At 66.6% G+C, this 15,868-nt stretch carries 18 protein-coding genes and 1 tRNA gene; 11 read left to right on the forward strand and 8 right to left on the reverse strand.

Features of this window, described 5'->3' with window-relative positions; translation table 11 throughout:
* Positions 1-63: 63 nt before the first annotated feature.
* The 3 genes from sufB to iscR are packed head-to-tail and all read right to left on the reverse strand — an operon-like array spanning position 64 to position 3,168.
* Entirely contained in the window at positions 64-1,611 is a 1,548-nt protein-coding gene (gene sufB / locus GVY41_RS12995; protein ID WP_161347174.1) for a Fe-S cluster assembly protein SufB, read from the reverse strand.
* Positions 1,612-1,650: 39 nt separating this feature from the next.
* Positions 1,651-2,697 (reverse strand): cysteine desulfurase family protein, encoded by a 1,047-nt coding sequence (locus tag GVY41_RS13000; RefSeq protein ID WP_161347176.1) that lies wholly within the window; start codon positions 2,695-2,697, stop codon positions 1,651-1,653.
* Between the two features lie 12 nt (positions 2,698-2,709).
* Complete coding sequence (gene iscR, locus GVY41_RS13005) at positions 2,710-3,168, reverse strand: Fe-S cluster assembly transcriptional regulator IscR (protein ID WP_161347178.1); 459 nt, start codon at positions 3,166-3,168, stop codon at positions 2,710-2,712.
* A 176-nt stretch (positions 3,169-3,344) separates the two neighbouring features.
* On the opposite strand from iscR, the gene GVY41_RS13010 reads away from it, so the two are divergent.
* The 4 genes from GVY41_RS13010 to GVY41_RS13025 all read left to right on the forward strand — a co-directional run bounded on the left by GVY41_RS13010 (position 3,345) and on the right by GVY41_RS13025 (position 6,423).
* The gene (locus GVY41_RS13010; protein ID WP_161347180.1) at positions 3,345-4,004 is read left to right on the forward strand and encodes an alpha/beta hydrolase; all 660 of its coding nucleotides are present in this window, start codon (positions 3,345-3,347) and stop codon (positions 4,002-4,004) included.
* Positions 4,005-4,026: 22 nt separating this feature from the next.
* Positions 4,027-4,254, forward strand: a complete 228-nt coding sequence (locus GVY41_RS13015) for a hypothetical protein (protein ID WP_161347181.1) — start codon at positions 4,027-4,029, stop codon at positions 4,252-4,254.
* Positions 4,251-4,844: an HD domain-containing protein gene (locus GVY41_RS13020; RefSeq protein WP_161347183.1), complete on the forward strand. Its 594-nt coding sequence runs from the start codon at positions 4,251-4,253 to the stop codon at positions 4,842-4,844. Before GVY41_RS13015 ends, GVY41_RS13020 begins: the two co-directional genes overlap by 4 nt.
* Before the next feature lie 364 nt (positions 4,845-5,208).
* A complete protein-coding gene (locus GVY41_RS13025; protein WP_161347185.1) occupies positions 5,209-6,423 on the forward strand; it encodes an NADP-dependent isocitrate dehydrogenase in 1,215 nt (404 codons plus the stop codon).
* A gap of 68 nt (positions 6,424-6,491) precedes the next feature.
* Here the strand turns inward: GVY41_RS13025 and GVY41_RS13030 are convergent, their stop codons facing one another.
* Both GVY41_RS13030 and GVY41_RS13035 read right to left on the reverse strand, forming a co-directional pair.
* Complete coding sequence (locus GVY41_RS13030) at positions 6,492-7,175, reverse strand: hypothetical protein (protein ID WP_161347187.1); 684 nt, start codon at positions 7,173-7,175, stop codon at positions 6,492-6,494.
* 196 nt (positions 7,176-7,371) lie between these two features.
* On the reverse strand, positions 7,372-8,445 hold the full coding sequence (locus GVY41_RS13035) for a sensor histidine kinase (protein ID WP_161347189.1): 1,074 nt from the start codon (positions 8,443-8,445) through the stop codon (positions 7,372-7,374).
* A gap of 178 nt (positions 8,446-8,623) precedes the next feature.
* Here GVY41_RS13035 and GVY41_RS13040 point away from each other — a divergent pair, with 178 nt between their 5' ends.
* The 3 genes from GVY41_RS13040 (at position 8,624) to GVY41_RS13050 (ending at position 10,405) form a co-directional block, all read left to right on the forward strand.
* Complete coding sequence (locus GVY41_RS13040; RefSeq protein WP_161347191.1) at positions 8,624-9,280, forward strand: YitT family protein; 657 nt, start codon at positions 8,624-8,626, stop codon at positions 9,278-9,280.
* Positions 9,281-9,355: 75 nt separating this feature from the next.
* Positions 9,356-9,991, forward strand: a complete 636-nt coding sequence (locus tag GVY41_RS13045; protein WP_161347193.1) for a YitT family protein — start codon at positions 9,356-9,358, stop codon at positions 9,989-9,991.
* 81 nt (positions 9,992-10,072) lie between these two features.
* Positions 10,073-10,405 (forward strand): DMT family transporter, encoded by a 333-nt coding sequence (locus GVY41_RS13050; protein WP_161347195.1) that lies wholly within the window; start codon positions 10,073-10,075, stop codon positions 10,403-10,405.
* On the opposite strand, the gene GVY41_RS13055 is transcribed toward GVY41_RS13050, so the two are convergent.
* Complete coding sequence (locus GVY41_RS13055; RefSeq protein WP_161347197.1) at positions 10,374-10,838, reverse strand: hypothetical protein; 465 nt, start codon at positions 10,836-10,838, stop codon at positions 10,374-10,376. The genes GVY41_RS13050 and GVY41_RS13055 overlap by 32 nt on opposite strands.
* A gap of 119 nt (positions 10,839-10,957) precedes the next feature.
* Between GVY41_RS13055 and typA the strand changes: the two genes are divergently transcribed.
* The gene (typA, locus tag GVY41_RS13060; protein WP_161347206.1) at positions 10,958-12,775 is read left to right on the forward strand and encodes a translational GTPase TypA; all 1,818 of its coding nucleotides are present in this window, start codon (positions 10,958-10,960) and stop codon (positions 12,773-12,775) included.
* A gap of 57 nt (positions 12,776-12,832) precedes the next feature.
* Here the strand turns inward: typA and GVY41_RS13065 are convergent, their stop codons facing one another.
* Positions 12,833-13,285: a MarR family winged helix-turn-helix transcriptional regulator gene (locus GVY41_RS13065; RefSeq protein WP_161347208.1), complete on the reverse strand. Its 453-nt coding sequence runs from the start codon at positions 13,283-13,285 to the stop codon at positions 12,833-12,835.
* Positions 13,286-13,348: 63 nt separating this feature from the next.
* Between GVY41_RS13065 and GVY41_RS13070 the strand changes: the two genes are divergently transcribed.
* The gene (locus tag GVY41_RS13070) at positions 13,349-13,765 is read left to right on the forward strand and encodes a VOC family protein (protein WP_229726060.1); all 417 of its coding nucleotides are present in this window, start codon (positions 13,349-13,351) and stop codon (positions 13,763-13,765) included.
* 14 nt (positions 13,766-13,779) lie between these two features.
* Positions 13,780-14,277 (forward strand): VOC family protein, encoded by a 498-nt coding sequence (locus tag GVY41_RS13075; protein WP_161347210.1) that lies wholly within the window; start codon positions 13,780-13,782, stop codon positions 14,275-14,277.
* 158 nt (positions 14,278-14,435) lie between these two features.
* Here GVY41_RS13075 and GVY41_RS13080 read toward each other — a convergent pair.
* Positions 14,436-14,525 (reverse strand) — tRNA-Ser (locus GVY41_RS13080).
* A 408-nt stretch (positions 14,526-14,933) separates the two neighbouring features.
* On the opposite strand from GVY41_RS13080, the gene GVY41_RS13085 reads away from it, so the two are divergent.
* The gene (locus GVY41_RS13085; RefSeq protein WP_163535491.1) at positions 14,934-15,839 is read left to right on the forward strand and encodes an SPOR domain-containing protein; all 906 of its coding nucleotides are present in this window, start codon (positions 14,934-14,936) and stop codon (positions 15,837-15,839) included.
* The last annotated feature ends 29 nt before the right edge of the window (positions 15,840-15,868 follow it).

Below are 15,868 nucleotides of genomic sequence, written 5' to 3' on the forward strand. Positions count from 1 at the left end.
CACGCGCGGCAATGGTGTGTCAGGGGCCAGCGGCACCCCGTGAAAATCGGGATTGCCCGGAGCCTATCCGACCGAGCCTTCAAGGCTGATCGCCACAAGCTGCTGCGCTTCCATGGCAAATTCCATCGGCAGCGCCTGCAGCACCTCGCGGCAGAAGCCGTTGACGACCAGCGCCACCGCCTCTTCCTCGTCCATCCCGCGCGAGCGGCAGTAGAACAGCTGATCGTCATCGACCTTGGAGGTGGTCGCCTCATGCTCCACCCGGCTCGAGTTGTTCTTGACCTCGATGTAGGGAACCGTGTGCGCGCCGCAGCCAGAGCCGATCAGCAGGCTGTCGCACTGCGTGTAGTTGCGGCTGTTGGTCGCCTTGGGGTGCATCGAGACAAGGCCGCGATAGGTGTTCTGCGCCTTGCCCGCCGAGATGCCCTTGGAGACGATCCGGCTTTTGGTGTTCTTGCCCAGATGCACCATCTTGGTGCCGGTATCTGCCTGCTGCATGTTGTTGGCGATGGCGATGGAGTAGAACTCGCCCTGGCTGTCATCGCCGCGCAGAAGGCAGGAGGGGTATTTCCAGGTGATCGCCGATCCGGTCTCGACCTGCGTCCACATCACCTTGGACCGCGCACCCCGGCAATCGGCGCGCTTGGTGACGAAGTTGTAGATGCCGCCCTTGCCTTCTTCATCGCCCGGATACCAGTTCTGGACGGTGGAATACTTCACCTCGGCATCGTCCAGCAGCACGATTTCCACCACGGCGGCATGAAGCTGCGCGATGTCGCGCTTGGGCGCGGTGCAGCCTTCGAGATAGCTGACATAGCTGCCCTTGTCGGCGATGATCAGGGTGCGCTCGAACTGACCCGTATTTTCCGCATTGATGCGGAAATAGGTCGACAGCTCCATCGGGCATTTGGTGTTCGGCGGGATGTAGACGAAGCTGCCATCCGAGAAGACGGCCGAGTTGAGCGTGGCGAAGAAGTTGTCCGATTGCGGCACGACGGTGCCGAGATACTTCTTCACCAGCTCGGGATGCTCGCGGATCGCTTCCGAGATCGAGCAGAAGATCACGCCGGCCTTGGCCAGTTCGGCCTTGAAGGTGGTGCCGACGCTGACAGAATCGAACACCGCATCCACGGCGACCTTGCGGCCCGAGGTGATTTCCTCGGCGCCCTCGACCCCCGCCAGCAGCATCTGTTCCTTCAGCGGGATGCCCAGCTTTTCATAGGTCGCCAGCAGCTTGGGATCGACATCCTCAAGGCTTTTGGGGCGCTCAGCCATGCTTTTGGGCGTCGCGTAGTAGAACTGGTCCTGATAGTCGATTTCCGGGTAGTTGAGCATCGCCCATCGCGGCTCTTCCAGCTGCAGCCAGCGGCGATAGGCCTGCAGGCGCCATTCGGTCATCCATTCGGGTTCGTCATTCTTCGACGAGATCAGGCGCACGATGTCTTCGGACAGGCCCTTGGGGGCATAGTCCATCTCGATATCGGTGTCCCAGCCGTATTTGTAGCTGCCCATGTTCGCCACGGTCTCGACCGTTTCGCGGTCGACGCCTTCGCGGACCTCAAGCTGCGGGGCTTCCAGTTCGGGGGCGTCGATATCGGTGTCCAAGGCCATCACTTTTCCGTTCTTTTGCAACGCCTTGCGGCGCGAAGTTCATGCAGCGCGCGCCCGGTGGCGCGCCCGTGCTTTCAGCCATGCCTCGGCAAGGCGCTCTATCTCGTCGCGCGTCGTGCCGGGGCCGATAGACACCCGGATCGCGCTGGCCGCGGCGGCGGCGTCGAAGCCCATCGCGGCGAGGGTGCGGCTTGCGCGCACCTTGCCGCTGGAACAGGCAGAGCCTGCCGAGACCGCGAAACCCGCCAGATCCATCTGCATCACCTGGGTCTCTCCCTTCCAGCCGGGGCAGATCATCGTGGTGGTGTTTGGCAGGCGCGCCGCGCCTCTGCCAGCAAAAGTAACATCTTCGGCGCAGGATTCCACCGCCCATTCTAGAATATTTCTAAGTTCGGCCACCTGCTCCCAGACCCCGCCCGCCAGATCGCGGGCCGCCGCCTCGGCCGCAGCGGCGAAACCGGCGATGCCGATCAGGTTCTCTGTCCCCGCCCGGCGGCCCATTTCCTGCCCGCCGCCCTTGATCTGCGGGGCAAAGTCGATGCCCCGGCGCAGCACCAGCGCGCCCACGCCCTTGGGGCCGCCGAGTTTATGCGCGCTGACAAGGCCGATGTCGCAGCCGAGCCAGTTGAAGGCGAGCGGCAGCTTGCCGAAGGCCTGCGTCAGGTCGGAGACGGCGAGGCCCGGCGGCAGATCCTGCACCACGCCGGTTTCGCTGTTGGCGAGTTGCAGCGTGCTGCGGGCGGGGTCGGTGACCGTGACCCGGCCATCCGCATCCACCGGCAGGCTGGCATCGGTCCAGGCCAGCACCGCATCATGCTCCACCGCCGCCGAGGCGAGGCCGCGGCCGGCAAGGGCCAGCGCCGCAGATTCCGTTGCGCTGGAGGTGAAGACGATGTCGGCGCCCTCGGCCCCGAGGGCCGCCGCGATCTGGCCGCGGGCGCGCTCCAGCAGCGCCTTGGCCCCCCGCCCCTCGGCATGGACCGAGGAGGGGTTGCCCACCACATCCATGGCCGCAATCATCGCCGCCCGCGCCTCGGGGCGCAGCGGCGTGGTCGCGTTCCAGTCAAGATAGGCGCGGGTTTGCAAGGGGGGCGTCCTTTACTCGTCGACGACGCGGAACAGCGAGGGCACGGCGGGACAGGGTTTGAGCGAGTTCTTCATCACATCCCCCAGCGTGGTCTGGTGCAAGAAGACATAGACCTGCGCGGACAGGCTTTCCCACAGCCGGTTGGTCATCGACTGCGCCCGGCTGCCCGACACGCCGCCCGTGACGCCGGCGCCGGTGTGCATGGCGCTGACGGTTTCATCCACCGCCTCCAGCACTTCGGAAATGCGGATCGTGGCGGGCTCGCGCGCCAGCTTGTAGCCGCCCCCGGGGCCGCGGACCGAGTCCACCAGGCCGGCGCGGCGCAGCTTGACGAACAGCTGTTCCAGGTAGGGCAGGGAAATATCCTGCCGTTTCGAGATTTCCGCCAGCGAGGTCAGCTGTTCGGGCCGGGCCGTAGCCAGGTCCACCAGCGCCACCATCGCGTAGCGGCCTTTCGTCGAGAGTTTCATGCACACCTCTGCGCCAAAGACATTGACGCCGCGGGGAAGGCCGCTTAACTCCAATCCACCCGGCGGTCCGGCTTGGGGAAATGCCCCGCGTCCGGAATTTAGAACAGTTCTAGGGTCTCCGACCGAAACCGTCAAGAATGGTCTCGCACGGCCCCGCAAAAAAGTCAGGCGACGTGATGCCCGAAGTGATTTTCCCCGGCCCCGAGGGCCGTCTGGAAGGACGATACCACCCCCAGAAGGAACGCGACGCCCCGATTGCCATCGTGCTGCATCCGCATCCGCAGTTTGGCGGCACCATGAACAATCGCGTCGTGTATAACCTGCACTACGCGTTCCACAAGCTTGGCTTCACGGTGCTGCGCTTCAACTTCCGCGGGGTTGGCCGCAGCCAGGGCGAGTATGACCAGGGCATCGGCGAGCTGTCTGATGCCGCCTCGGCGCTGGATTACCTGCAGGCGATGAACCCCAATGCCAAGCATTGCTGGGTCGCGGGCTTTTCGTTCGGCGCGTGGATCGGGATGCAGCTGCTGATGCGCCGGCCCGAGATCACCGGCTTCATTTCCGTCTCGCCGCCGGCAAACATGTATGATTTCAGTTTCCTGGCCCCCTGCCCCTCGTCCGGCCTGATCATCAACGGTACCGCCGACCGGGTGGCGCCGCCGAAGGATACCGCGACGCTGGTGGGCAAGCTGCGCGAGCAGAAGGGCATCACCGTGACCCACCATCTGGTCGAGGGCGCGGATCACTTCTTCAAGGATGACGAGACACATATGACGCCGATGATCGGCACGGTCAGCGACTATGTGAAGCGCCGTCTGGGCGAAGTGTCGCGCTAAGGGCCAGAGTTGAGGAAAAGTCATGGCGCTGCTGGACGATCTGGCCGACGACCTCGCCCGCGACGTTCTGGCGGCGCTGGATGAGATCGGCGACGACCGCTTCTATGAGAAGGTCGCGAAATCGGTTGGCGAGCTGTCGCCCACCTTGCAAGAAACCTTCATGACCTCGATCCGGCTGCGGCTGGCCGAACGCCGCGGCCGCCGCACGTTGGAGGCCGCGCTGGCGAAGGTGCGGGCGGGCAAGGCGTGACAGGTCGGCTGGAGGCGCAGTTCGCGTTCCTGAACGAGGCCGACAAGCTCAAGCAGGTGCTGCGCGCCACCACGCTGGCCGATGGTTCGCGGCGCGAGAATTCGGGCGAGCATAGCTGGCATCTGGCACTCTATGCGATGGTCCTGGCCGATCAGGCCGCGCCCGGCGTCAGCATCGACCGGGTGCTGCGGATGCTGATCCTGCATGATCTGGTCGAGATCGACGTGGGCGATGTGCCGATCCATTCCGCGAACGGCGCCGCACATGGGAGTGCGGAGACGGTTGCGGCCGAGGCGGCTGCGGCGGACCGGATCTTCGGGCTGCTGCCGGCGGATCTGGGCGCCGACCTGCGGGCGCTGTGGGAAGAGTTCGAGGCTGCGGAAAGCCCTGATGCGGTGTTCGCCAAGGCTTTGGACCGGGTGCAGCCGGTGATGCACAACATCGAAAGCGGTGGCGGGACGTGGATCAGCTACAACGTGACGGCCGAACAGCTGGAGGCCCGAGTGGGTACCAAGGTCGCCCGCGGCGCGCCGGCGCTGTGGGATTGGGTGCGGGGGCGGACGCGGGCGTTCTTTGACGGCAGGGCGTGAGCCGTCCCCACGTCACCGTCAGAGGGCAGCGCCCGTCCGCCGGGTGGGCGAGCAACAGGGGTTCTAGGCACTTTATCTTTCAGCATCTCCCACCGGATTTCTAGGCGGAACCGTCGCAAAGCGCCCGCCCGAGGGGGCGGACGGGCGCTGCCCGGCGGCGCTGAAGCGCCTTGATTCCGGGCAAGAAGGAAGGGCGGGCGGATGTCTCGGGCGAAACGGGGCTGGTTGCTCGCAGAAGACTGCGGATCCCCCCTGCGACATAAAAAACCGCCCACCCTGCCAGTATACCTTTGCATACCACCTTCCCCGCCCGCCGGTTTTCGGCTATGCAGCGCGCAGCAGAGTCACCCAAGCGGAGAAGCCAATGACCAAGATCAAGGTAGACAACCCCGTCGTCGAGCTCGACGGCGACGAGATGACCCGGATCATCTGGGACTTCATCAAGCAAAAGCTGATCCTGCCCTATCTCGACATCGACCTGAAATATTACGACCTCGGGATCGAAGAGCGTGACCGCACCAATGACCAGATCACCATCGACTCTGCGCTGGCGATCAAGGAACACGGCGTCGGCGTCAAATGCGCGACCATCACCCCGGACGAGCAGCGGGTCGAGGAATTCGGCCTCAAGCAGATGTGGAAGTCGCCCAACGGCACGATCCGCAACATCCTCGGCGGCGTGATCTTCCGCGAGCCGATCATCTGCAAGAACGTGCCGCGGCTGGTGCCGGGCTGGACCCAGCCGATCGTCATTGGCCGCCATGCCTTCGGCGACCAGTACCGCGCCACCGATTTCCACTTCCCGACCGCGGGCAAGCTGACCATCAAGTTCGTCGGCAACGACGGCACGGTGATCGAGCGTGACGTGTTCGACGCCCCCGGTGCCGGTGTGGCGATGGCGATGTACAACCTCGATGCCTCGATCATCGACTTCGCCCGCGCCTCGATGAACTACGGGCTGGTCAAGGGCTGGCCGGTGTATCTGTCGACCAAGAACACCATCCTCAAGGCCTATGACGGGCGCTTCAAGGATCTGTTCCAGAAGGTCTATGACGAAGAGTTCGCCGACAAGTTCAAGGCGGCGGGCATCACCTATGAACACCGTCTGATCGACGACATGGTCGCCTCGGCGATGAAATGGTCGGGCGGCTATGTCTGGGCCTGCAAGAACTACGATGGCGACGTGCAGTCGGACACCGTGGCGCAGGGCTTCGGCTCGCTTGGCCTGATGACCTCGGTGCTGATGACGCCCGATGGCAAGACGGTCGAGGCAGAGGCGGCGCATGGCACCGTCACCCGCCACTACCGCCAGCATCAGGCCGGCAAGGAAACCTCGACCAACTCCATCGCGTCGATCTATGCGTGGAGCGGCGGTCTGAAGCACCGCGCCAAGCTGGATGACAATGCCGAGCTGCTGCGCTTTGCCAATACGCTGGAAAAGGTCACCGTGGATGCGGTCGAAGATGGCTGGATGACCAAGGATCTGGCGCTGCTGGTCGGGCCCGACCAGAAGTGGCTGACCACGGTCGGCTATCTGGAAAAGGTCGACGAGTACCTGAACAAGGCGCTGGTGGGCTGATACCCCGGCGGATGTGAAACGGGGCCGGCAGCGATGCCGGCCCCGGTTGCATTCATGGCCCCCGCCCTTCAGTTGGTCGCCAGCCCCGCCTGCGCCGCGGTGAAGCCGGCGCGCATCGCGGTGCCCGACACGGTGAACCCTCCCTTCGAGATGGTGGCGCAGCGGTTGCCCACGGTCTGGATCCGCACCGTCTGGATCACCGTGCCGCCCGCCAGCTCTGTCGAGTGGACATGACCGAGGAAGGCGCCGTTGCGGTCCATCAGCGGGTAACCGTCGAAGGCGGTGGTGTTGCCGCTGCCCGCGCAGACGAACGGGCCGCGGGCGATCGGCGGCAGGGTGCTGGCGCCCGCAGTGCTGACGGTTCCGGGGACCCCCGGGGTGCCGGGCACGCCCGGTGTGCCGGGTGTTCCGGGCGTACCCGGAACCGCGGCGGTGTCGCAATTGCCGACGCAGACATCGGCGACACTGCCCGGCCCCAGCACCTCGGCATTGGCATCGAGGCCGCCGACATTGGCATCGACATTGGCCGCCGAGCCGCCGCCGACCGTGGCATTGGCGCCCACGTCATCCCCGACGCCGACATCGACATCGGCGGCCGAGCCGTGGCCGACCGAGGCGCCGACATCGACACCGCCGACACTGACGCCGACATCCAGCGCCAGCAGCGGCACAGGGGCGACCAGCGCCGCCGAGGTCAGGGCGACCGCGCCAAGGGTCCGCAGACGTGGCAGAATTTCAAGATAGGCTGTCATGGCATTTCTCCAGTAGAGATCTGCCGGGTCCGGGTCGTGGCTCCCCATCCACTCTCGGGCCGGCAGGCAATGCCCCTCAAGGCCCACGGTGACCCGAGAATGGGGCCATTTCAGGACCGCATTGGCGGATTATCGCGCGTTAATGTCATGTAAATCGGCCGATTGTTGCCGGGAGCGGCAGCTGTCTGGCACAGGGTCAGGAGGTGCGGCCGAGCTTGCCGAGAAGTGTATACCGAAATCCGTCCGCCGCATAGTCGAGGCTGGCCGTGCCGCCGAAATCCTGCGGCACGATCTGCTCGATCAGCCGCGAGCCAAAGCTGCGGCGGGTGGGCGGCACCACCGGGGGGCCGGCGCGCTCGACCCAGGTGAAGCGCACCTGCGGGCCATCGGGCCCTTCTTCCTCGGCCCAGGCCAGATCGACCTGGCCGCCCCCGACCGACAGCGCGCCGTATTTCACCGCGTTGGTCGCCAGTTCGTTCAGCCCCAGCGACAGGGCCAGCGCCTGCTGTTCGCGCAGGCGGATCGGGCCGCCGCTGAGGTTGAACCGGCCCTCGCCGGTGCGGTGCGGGCGCAGCGCCGCCGTGACCACCTCATCCATCGGGGCGGCGACATGATGATCGGCGGAGAGCACGCTGTGGGTCTCGGCCAGCGCGCCGAGCCGCTGCGACAGCACCTGCCATGCGGTTTCCATGTCCGGGGCGCCGCGCAGGGTCTGCCGGGCGATCACCGAGATGATGGAAAAGGTGTTCTTGATCCGGTGGGTCAGTTCGGCATTGCGGATCGCCAGTTCCCGCTCGGCCATCACCCGCGGCGTGGTTTCGATCACGGTGTCGATGAAGCCGGCAACCGCGCCGGCCTCATCCCGGATCGGGCTGTAGCAGAAGGTGAAGAAGGCCTGTTCGGGGCTGCCATGCCGATTGATCAGCAGCGGCATGTCATTGAAGAACACCGCCTCGCCCGCCAGCGCGCGTCGGGCGAGCGGTTCGACATCGTCGAAGATTTCGGACCAGACCTCGCGCATCGGCTGGCCCTGCGCGGGCGGCTTGTCGCCAAGGATGATGCGGAAGGCGGAGTTGTGCAGCGAGATCATCTCGGGGCCCCAGAACAGGCATTTGGGAAATTCCGAGGCCAGCATCATCTGCACCGCCACCTTCAGCGCCGGGGGCCAGAGGTCCGGGGGCCCGAGCGGGTGGGCGGCCCAGTCCACGCCGCGCAGCTCTGCCGCGGCCGGTCCACCGCCCGAAAACAGGCCCTGCAAGCTGTCGTTCATGTCGGTCTCCGGCATCCTTGCGCGGCCGGGCCCGGCACAGGGACGTTTGATGTGGTGTGCAAAACTGCGTCAGCGGCAACGCGGAAGGCAAGGCAAAGTTGCGTGTGTAAGGGTGCTTTGCCTACCAGTGTGTCGGCACGGGCTGGACGCGGGGCCGCGCTTGCGGCACAGAACGGGCATGAGCCAGACATCCCTCTCCGCCCCCGAGACCGCCGCCCCTGCTGCCCCCGCTGCGGCTGGCGTCAGCCGGCACAGCCTGATCGAGGATGCGCAGGGCATCCTCTATGGCACCGGCATGGCGGCCTTCGGCATCGTGATCCTGACCCATCTGGGGATGATCACCGGGCAGACGGCGGGGCTGGCGATCCTGATCTCCTACGCCACCGGCTGGGGCTTTGGCCCGGTGTTCTTTGCGGTCAACCTGCCCTTCTACTGGCTGGGCTACCGGCGGATGGGGCTGCGTTTCACGGTGAAGACCTTCATCGCGGTGGCGCTGCTGTCGGGGATGGTGGCGGTGCTGCCGGATTACATCTCGTTTGCCGATCTGAACCCGTGGGTGGGGGCGGTGCTGTTCGGCTTCGTGTCCGGCTCGGCGCTGCTGGCGCTGTTCCGGCATGGGGCGAGCCTTGGCGGCGTCGGCATCGTTGCCCTCTATCTGCAGGACCGCACCGGGTTTCGGGCGGGCTGGACGCAGCTGATCTTCGATGCGTGCCTGTTTTCGGTGGCGCTGCTGATCCGCGATCCGATCACCGTGGCCTGGTCGGCGCTTGGGGCGCTGGTGGTCAATCTGGTGATTGCGCTGAACCATCGGCGGGACCGCTATATCGCCACCTGAGCCATGCGCGGGATGCGAAGTGGGGTTGCAATACCGGCACTTTACAAAAGGTGCTGCACTGCGGCATTTTAGGTCATGACCACTGACCTTAATCCCCCCGCCTTCACCACTGCCGCGACTCCGCGCTATAGCCGCCTGGAGGATGCGCAGGGGCTGTTCATCAGCACCGTGCAATGCGCGCTGGGCATCCACCTTCTGCGCATGGCGGGGCTGGTCACGGGGGGCACCGCGGGGCTGGCGCTGGTCATCGCCTATGGCACCGGCTGGAGCTTTGGCGCGGTGTTCTTCCTTATCAACCTGCCCTTCTACGCAATCGCCTGGGCGCGCAAGGGCCGGGTCTTCGCGATCAAGAGCTTCGTGTCCGTCGCCGCGGTGTCTGCCCTCGCCGATGCAATGGCGCCCTATGTCAGCATCGCCCATATCCACCCCGGCGCGGCCGCGGTGCTGTTCGGCGTGGTGGCGGGCGCGGGATTGCTCGGCCTCTTCCGCCACGCCTCTTCCCTCGGGGGCGTGTCGATCGTCGCGGTGATCGTGCAGGACCGCTGGGGCATCCGCGCCGGCTGGGTGCAGCTTGGCTTTGATGCCTGCCTGTTTGTTGCCTCCGCCTTCGTGCTGGAGCCGATGCAGGTGGCCTGGTCGCTGCTGGGGGCGCTGATGCTGAACGGGGTGATCGCCATGAACCACCGGCGCGACTGGTATGTCGCCGCCTGAGAGATGTCGCTTCCGGCATTCCGCCGGGGCGCAATCGCGGGTATAGGCAGGGCAACGCCCCTCCCCCCCGGACCCCTCCCGATGAAAACCTATGTCTTCTTGCTGATCGCCGTGCTGTTCGAAACCTTCGGCACCTCCTGCCTGCAGGCCAGCCAGCAGCTGACCCGGTTCTGGCCCTCGGTCGGCATCGTGGTGGGCTTTGGCGGCGCGTTCTGGTTCTTCATGCAGGTGCTGAAGGTGATCCCGCTGGGGGTGACCTATGCGCTGTGGTCGGGGATCGGCATCGTGCTGATCTCGATCTCGGGCTATTTCGTCTTCGGGCAGAAGCTGGATCTGTGGGCCGTCGTCGGCATCGCGCTGATCATCTCGGGGATCGTGGTGATCAACCTGCTGTCGCAAACCTCGGTTCATTGATGTGGATTCCCATGAACCCCAGTTCTCCACCGCAGATCGCGATCACCGACCAGCCCTTCCCACTGGTCCCATAGCCCGCCTGCCAGCCCTCGTAGCTCAATGCGTCGATGAAGAGATCGATCCGTGTCTCCTTCCCGAATTGCAGTGTCAGGTCCGCGGTCTGCCTGTCCACGCTTGCCGCAGTGATGACCTTGCCGTCGAGCGCCCACTGCGCCTCGGCCTCGCGATCAACCGGCACGGCGCGGCCGAACACCTCGCCAGGGTCCCCGGACCCGAACGCGATTCCGCCAGCGGCTACGATCCGCCACGGGCAACTCACGGCCAAACCGATGCCCCCCGTCAGATCGAACGCCCAGTCGTGCACTCGCCGCTCGACCACGCAGCTTCGCCCCACCAGGCACGCCTCGAACTCTGCCACCAAGTCGTATTCCATCACAAATCCTTCCATCCCGGCATCGGGCCAGCAAGCCTGCATCACGACCCAAGCCATATTCGCTGGCCTTTCGGGGGAACATCGTCTATGCGCGGCGGCGCAGCATACAGGACGATATCATGGACCTTCGCAATATTGCGATCATCGCTCACGTTGACCACGGCAAGACCACCCTGGTGGACGAGCTTCTGAAACAGTCGGGCACCTACCGCGAGAACCAGGCCACGACCGAACGGGCGATGGACAGCAATGACATCGAGCGCGAGCGCGGGATCACCATCCTGGCGAAGTGTACGAGCGTCGAGCATGACGGCATCCGCATCAACATCGTCGACACCCCCGGCCACGCCGATTTCGGCGGCGAGGTGGAGCGGATCCTGTCGATGGTCGATGGCGTGTGCCTGCTGGTGGATGCCGCCGAAGGCCCGATGCCGCAGACCAAGTTCGTGCTGGCCAAGGCGCTGGCGCTTGGCCTGCGCCCCATCGTGATCCTCAACAAGGTCGACAAGGCCGATGCCGAGCCCGACCGGGCGCTGAACGAGGTGTTCGACCTCTTCGCCAACCTCGGCGCTACCGACGAACAGCTGGATTTCCCCCATCTTTACGCCTCGGGCCGCGCTGGCTGGGCCGATGAGACGCTGGACGGTCCCCGCAAGGATCTGACCGCGCTGTTCGACACCGTGATCCGCCACGTGCAGTCGCCCAAGCAGGTTGCGCGCCAGGCCGAGCCGTTCCAGATGCTGGCCACCACGCTCGGCTCCGACCCGTTCATGGGCCGCGTGCTGACCGGCCGCGTCGAAAGCGGCACGCTGAAGATCGGCGACACGCTCAAGGCGCTGTCGCGCACCGGCGAGCGGATCGAGCAGTTCCGCGTGTCGAAGATCCTGGCGTTCCGCGGCCTCGGCCAGACCCCGATCGACGAGGCGCAGGCCGGTGACATCGTCACCGTCGCCGGCATGACCAAGGCGACCGTGGCCGACACGCTGTGCGACCTGTCGCTGGACGTGCCCCTGCCGTCGCAGCCGATCGACCCGCCGACGATCTCTGTGACCTTCGGCATCAACGATTCGCCGCTGGCGGGCAAGGACGGCACCAAGGTGCAATCCCGCATCATCCGCGAGCGGCTGATGAAGGAAGCTGAATCCAACGTCGCCATCAAGATCGAGGACACCCCGGGCGGCGAGGCCTTCGTGGTCTCGGGCCGCGGCGAATTGCAGATGGGCGTGTTGATCGAGAACATGCGCCGCGAGGGCTTCGAGCTGTCGATCAGCCGCCCGCGCGTGATCTTCAAGGACGAAGACGGCCAGAAGATGGAGCCGATCGAGGAAGTCACCATCGACGTGGATGACGAATACTCGGGCGCGGTGATCGACAAGCTGACCGGCGAGCGCAAGGGCGACCTGGTCGAGATGCGCCCCGCCGGCGTCGGCAAGACCCGGATCGTGGCCCATGTCCCCTCGCGCGGGCTGATCGGCTATCACGGCCAGTTCCTGACCGACACCCGCGGCACCGGCGTCCTGAACCGGATCTTCCACGAATGGGCGCCCTTCAAGGGCCATATCCAGGGCCGCCGCCAGGGCGTGCTGATCTCGATGGAGAACGGCACCACCGTCGCCTTCGCGCTGTGGAACCTCGAGGACCGCGGCAAGCTGTTCCTGGGCGCCCAGGAGCAGGTCTATGAGGGCATGATCATCGGCGAGCACAGCCGCGACAATGACCTCGAGGTGAACCCGCTGAAGGGCAAGAAGCTGACCAACATGCGCGCCTCGGGCACGGATGAGGCGGTGCGGCTGACCACCCCGGTGCGGATGAGCCTTGAAGAGGCCATCTCCTACATCGACGATGACGAGCTGGTGGAGGTGACCCCGAAGATCATCCGCCTGCGCAAGCGCCACCTCGACCCGCATGAGCGCAAGCGCCAGTCGCGCGCCGGCTGATCCGGTTGACGTGAGATTGCAAGCGCCCCTCGAGAGAGGGGCGTTTTGCGTTTGGGGCTAGCCGATCTCCGCCAGCCCCCTGCGCAAGGCGTCCGGGGTCCCTGCCCCCAGCTCCGCCTCCAGCGCGGCATGGGCACCCCGCCACACCGCCACCGCCCCCCGCATCAGCGCCACCCCTTCGGGGGTGATGCGCAGGCGCCGGGAGCGCAGGTCTTCGGGGTCCGGCTCCACCGCCAGCAGCCCGCGGCGGGCGAGCGGTTTGACGGCGGCGGTCAGGGTCGAGGGCTCCATGCCGAGGAAGGGCGCGAGGCGGCCCATCGGCGGCGGCTCGGGCCGGTTCAGCGCCACCATCAGCGAAAACTGGCCGTTGGTCAGCCCGAAGGGCCGCAGCGCCGCATCGAAGCGGCGGGCAAGCCGGCGGGCGGCGCGCTGCGTGGCAAGGCACAGGCAGGTGTCGCGGACGGTCAGGACCGTGTCGCGTGGCAGGAGGGCGGGGGTTGTTTCGGGCATTTTAGTTTGATACCAAAGTAACTGTGTGGCGGCAAGAGCCCGCGAATCCTGGGGAGGATCACCATGACCGAAGCGACCATGCCGGACCCGAACTCGATGAAGGGCGTCATCCCCTATCTGGTCCTTGGGGGGCGCGCGGGCGAGGCCTGCGATTTCTATGCATTGGCCTTCGGCGCGACCGAGATGGGGCGGATGCCCTTCCCCGATGGCACGCCCGGGCTGATGCACGCGCAGGTCGGGATCAATGATGGCTGCCTGATGATGACCGATTACACTGCCGAGGGCAGTTCTGCCGCCGTGAATTTCGGGCATCTGCAACTGGTGGTTGCCGATGGCCGCGCTTGGTGGGACCGGGCCGTTGCTGCGGGCTGCACCGTGCTCGCCCCCTATGAGCGGCAGCCCTGGGGCGATGACTGGGGGCTGCTGGCCGATCCGTTCGGCGTCAAATGGGCGGTGCTGGAACCCGGCGTTCCTGGCTGAGAGGGAGGACGACCATGACACCCAAGGCCCTGATCTGCCTGTGGTTCGACGGCACTGCCGAGGAGGCCGCCCGCTTCTACGCCGCAACCTTCCCGGACAGCGAGGTCACCGCCGTCCACCGCGCCCCGACCGACTTTCCCGGCGGCAAGGCCGGCGGCGTGCTGACAGTGCAGTTCACCGTTTGCGGCCTGCCCTGCCTCGGCCTAAACGGCGGGCCGATCTTTCCGCAGACCGAGGCGTTTTCCTTCCAGATCGCCACTGATGACCAGGCGGAAACCGACCGCTACTGGACCGCGATCACCGGCAATGGCGGGGCAGAGAGCGCCTGCGGCTGGTGCAAGGACCGCTGGGGGATGAACTGGCAGATCACGCCGCGGGTGCTGACCGATGCGATGGCGGCGGGTGGCGAGACCGCACAGCGCGCCTTCACGGCGATGATGACCATGCGCAAGATCGACGTGGCAGCGATCGAGGCGGCAGTGCGCGGCGAGGACTCGCGGGCGCAAGGCTGAGCCTTGTTCAAGCGGCTGCATCGGCCCGATTGCGCGCAGGCCGGCGGCGCCGAGGTGGCCAGCCTTGGCTGGTGATCGGGGCTGGGACACCGGCTCGCGTCCACAAGGATGCGGACCCATCCCGAAAACCCGGTGAACATCGATCCCTGACGACGAGGTGGCGGAAGCGGTGGGATTCGAACCCACGGTACGGTTCCCCGCACGCCAGTTTTCAAGACTGGAGCCTTAAACCACTCGGCCACACTTCCTTGCCTCCGCGGCGCAGGCCGGGATCCCCCGTTTGCCTGCCCCGGTCCGGCGCGTTGCCCGTTGTAACCCCAACCGCGAGTCGGGGTCCAGAGGGCGGCGACGGGGTTTTGCGGATGCGCGGCGCAGGGGCGCGGGCCTCGCGCCGGGCTCACGCAAAACTGACGGGCGGGCGCGCGAATGCGGGGCCGCGGGGCGGCCTGCGGCATGGCGCGGGCCTTTCCTTGCGCCAGCCTTGCCGCTAAGATGCGCCGTGGCTGGGCCGGGTGCCTTGCCGCGGGACTGCGGACCAGAACCGACGCACGGCATCTGCCCCACCGGGCAGCGCCGCACGGGGGCAAGACCACGGCACCTGTCCGCAACAGGCAGAGGGCGCAGCGCCGTGCTAGGGGCGCGCGAAGGGGGCAAGAATGACGAGTGGCACCACCGGGCGGATCGGCCTGACCACGGGCCTGCGCGGCGCGCTGCTGCTGGGCGCGGCCCTGGGCCTTTCGGCTTGCGAGGGCACGCAGATGCCCTTCGGGCTTGGCTCTGGCAACGGGGCAGAGGGCGCGCCGGTGCGGCAGGCGAGTTCCGCCACGCTGGTGGACCGCGATGTCGAGGCGCCCGAGGTGTTCGATGTGGCCGATCAGGGCCTGTGGGACGGGCGCCCCTCGCTTGGCGGGGTCTGGGTCGCGCATCCTGACGTGACCGATCCCGAACGGGTGATCATCCGCAACCCCGCCAATGGCAAGTTCATCATCGGCGCGCTGTTCCGACGCGAGCGCGACATGCCCGGCCCGCGGCTGCAGGTCTCGTCTGACGCCGCCGGCGCGCTCGACATGCTGGCCGGCCAGCCTGCCGCGCTGCAGGTGACGGCGCTGCGCCGCGAGGAAAGCGCCGGAACCGCCACGGCCGAGACAGATCCGGCGATTGCCGCCGCCGAACCGATCGAGGCGACGCCGATCGACGCCGTGGCAAGTGCCGCCATCGACCGCGCCGATCCGCCCGCCGCCCCGTCAGCCGATCCGTCAGCCGCCCCCACCGCCTCTGCCAATATCCCGCCCGCGCCGAAGCCCGCCGCCCCTGCCGCTGCGGCAGGCTCTGGCCGCCCGTATATCCAGATCGGCATCTTCAGCGTCGAGGCGAACGCAGACCGCGCCGCCGCCCAGATGACCGCCGCGGGCCTGACCCCGGCGATCCGCAAGGACGAAAGCCAGGGCAAGACCTTCTGGCGCGTCATCGTCGGCCCGCTGAACGGCGCCGATGAGCGTGCCGCGGCGGTGGCCAAGGTCAAGGGCCTCGGCTATCCCGACGCCTATGCCGTAAGCCGATAATCCCCCCGGGGGCCGCGACAGGCCCCCGC

This window comes from Frigidibacter albus, assembly GCF_009908165.1.
GTDB lineage: Bacteria > Pseudomonadota > Alphaproteobacteria > Rhodobacterales > Rhodobacteraceae > Frigidibacter > Frigidibacter albus.